This is a genomic window from Aeribacillus sp. JST-2, assembly GCF_056032925.1.
Window position 1 is genome coordinate 1 of the sequence record NZ_JBVVUU010000081.1, and the last position, 3,113, is coordinate 3,113.

The 3,113-nt window shown below is 39.1% G+C and carries 2 protein-coding genes; both read left to right on the top strand.

Going from position 1 to position 3,113, the window contains the following annotated elements; genetic code table 11:
* The first annotated feature begins 806 nt into the window (after positions 1-806).
* On the top strand, positions 807-2,390 hold the full coding sequence (locus tag AC0KTX_RS16520; RefSeq protein WP_474253139.1) for a polymorphic toxin type 35 domain-containing protein: 1,584 nt from the start codon (positions 807-809) through the stop codon (positions 2,388-2,390).
* Between the two features lie 2 nt (positions 2,391-2,392).
* Positions 2,393-2,827 carry a hypothetical protein gene (locus tag AC0KTX_RS16525; RefSeq protein ID WP_013876273.1) on the top strand — a complete coding sequence of 145 codons (435 nt, stop codon included), beginning with the start codon at positions 2,393-2,395 and terminating at the stop codon, positions 2,825-2,827.
* The last annotated feature ends 286 nt before the right edge of the window (positions 2,828-3,113 follow it).

Below are 3,113 nucleotides of genomic sequence, written 5' to 3' on the forward strand. Positions count from 1 at the left end.
TTGTTTCGAAATCAATAAAAAATTGAACATTCTTAGTATTTTGAATCATCAGATTTAATTACTGCAATGCTAGTGATATAAGGTATTTAGCAATAAATTGAAAACCTTGACTGGCTATATGCCTTTCAAGGTTTTTCTATTTTCAATCTAACAGCTATAACAAATAATAAAGTGAGATTACAAGAGAATGTAAGTATGTTTTTATCAACATTTTAATTCAGAGCTCATAATGGTTCACCTACAACGAGTTTGGCCGCAATGCATGGTAAAGCGACTAAAGCCACTAATACGAGTACACTTTAAAACACGAGAGAAAGCTTTCTCGTGGCGAGAAAGTGGGGATAAACATTTAACCGACTGTTGATTTGCTTGCGCTCAATAAAGAGTTGAAAGAGTCGTCGATCCCCGGGGATTTTTGCACGATTGGGGGTCGACGACTCTTTTTTATTTCCGTTTAAAACAGATTTCAAAGTTTGCCTGCCGACAATGAAATCCATGTTGTATCAACCATTTTACCTGATCCATCTGTTTTAATAAAGTAAACATCCGGCTCATTCCCTTCTCATTCAATTGAGAGTGAGACCATATTTTTAACGTTTCATTCAGGAAAAATTGGTTTAGGTCTATTCGATCGGTTCCTACGATCTAAAATAAGAACATGATCTGATAAATGATTGGTAGTTTTTACTTAAAATTCCCTTTTTTTCTTCCTGTTTACCAAAAGTTTCATATTTTCTCTTATAATGAAACAGAAAGCTGTTCCACATGTTGGAATCCATTACGTTTCAATCGGAGGCATGAAGGCAGTGGATGTCAAGTATATCCCTTCTGAATGGGAAAAGACGAAGAAAGGTATTGGCGATCTAGTTGGTCTCGGTGTATGGGGAAAAGGCATGATTGACAAATTAAAAGATCTAAACGATCTTCTCGAAGACGTTCAAGCAGACATTGCCAAATATGACACAGACGGTGTCATCTCTTTCATCCACACAGACCGAAAAAAACAATATCAACAATTATATGAAGATTATCTCGTCTTGTACCGCTTTAGCAGCCGTGTCGGAGAGATTGTTGACCGCACCATCGATGATCCGTTTTATCAAGAGATCGATGCTTTTGTGGAAGCGATGCGCAACTTATCCATATCAGAGATCAAGACGAAAAACCACATCGGTGTTAAAGAAACAATCGTCGCTCCGGGAGCATACGGCACACAACAAACAATCGATGTGCCGAAAGCGGAAGTTGGACTAGAAGATCTGTTCATTGGCAGCAACTACTATGCCAGGCTGATGGAACGGGAATACGTCTCATGGAAAGAACTGAATCCCCACCAGGACTTTTCGAAAAAAGAATATATACAGACGACATTGAATTCCCATGCTTTTCAGTATGAATCGATCAAAGACAAACAGTTGAACAAAGAATTCTGGGGACAAATAGCGGCGCTTGCCGTGATTGTCGGCGTCTCATTTATTTGTCCGCCGGCAGGGATGGCATTGGGGGCAGCTTATGGTACACTGGAATTAAGCTCGACCGTTTCCGGAAAAGACTGGATTTCAGGGAGGGAGTTAGAAACAGGCGAAAGAGTATTCCGTGGTGTCCTCGCTCCATTGGATATCGTTCCTGGCGTCAGCGCGCTTTCTAGATTCAGCAGCGCCGCCCGTTTCGCGCTTCTACGAGAAGCAATGGATCCCAAGCTATTTACAAGCTTGAAAGCTGGATTGCACCAAAGATCACAACGTGCCTTCGATCTGGTTGTCCATGCGGAAAACAGCATATCGGCCCGCATCATAAGTGCCAAAGCATGGGCAAAAGAAATCCCGCACCATTTGAAAAACAAAAGCGCAAACAGTGCACTGAAAACTGCCCGGTTCGTAGACAACGCCCTGACCAATCTGAAAAATACAATCCCTGACCGGCAAATGGGATTGGCCATGGAAGGGATTGAGAACGTTAAGGTTCCGCCCGAAAACACCAATGGATTGGAGAATAAAGTTCGAGCTTATCTAAGTGAGAAGACGGGGTTAAATCTAGGCGGAGGTAAAGCAGGCAACGATGGCGTTGAACTTGGCACTAAGGGTACGGGTAAAGTTAAGCCATTGCCTTCTTCTAAAGTACATGATGCAATAGGGAAACTTAACAGTAATCAGATAAAGCATATTATAAATGGAAGTAAAAAATCTAATCATCAATGGGAAAAACTTGTGCCTGATAAGAATTGGGGAAAAATAAAAGAAATTATCATCGATGTAATGCATAATGGTGCAGATATACCTTATAAATCTGTTTCTTCTAGAGCTAAAATGGTTAATGGACAATTGGTACAGGTGACATACAAAAAACTACCTGATGGAACAATAAGAATATCTGATGCGTGGGTGAAATAACTATGAAGGAAAAGATAAAGCAATTAATAACATCGGGTGATTTTCAAAAAGCAAAAGAATATATTGAGAATGAAGATAGAAATACTTTAGAGCAAGTTGTTCTTGAATTAGGATTTGATGAAGAGAGTATAAGTGCTTATTCATTTGTCTGTTATTTGATAAATAATAATGAGACTGCATATTATCATTACTTAGCTTCAGAGTTATTAAGTACTGCATTGTGCCATTTACCAGACGCTTACGCAAGTGCATTATACCATGCTAAAAGAGCAGTTGAATTAAGCCCTGAAGATGTTAGCTTGAAAGAACATTTGTTGTTATTCCATGACATTCCAGAAAAGTTAATTAGTAAAGAAGAAGCTAAAGCAATTGCTCAAGAAATATTAAAGATAATGCCAAATAGCGAAGCTGCAAAAAATGTGTTACACAATGCATAAATTTAAAGACGGGGCTGTCCAAAAAGTCAGGGTAACTGACTTTTTGGACAGCCCCTTTCTTACGATTAGTCAAGAGGTTTATCAATAGTTATTTGAGATAATTAATCTTTTTTTGGCGGAAGGGGTACCCCTTCCGCCAAAAAAAAAGATTTTCGCATGCCAAATAGACCTAACGATTTTAGTATCACTGTATGTATTGATTTGGTTGCTGTTTAGTGCAAAATGAAAGTACAGAGTTCTGCAACAAAAAAGTGCAGAGCTTCATGGCATAAAAAAAGGCTTGCCA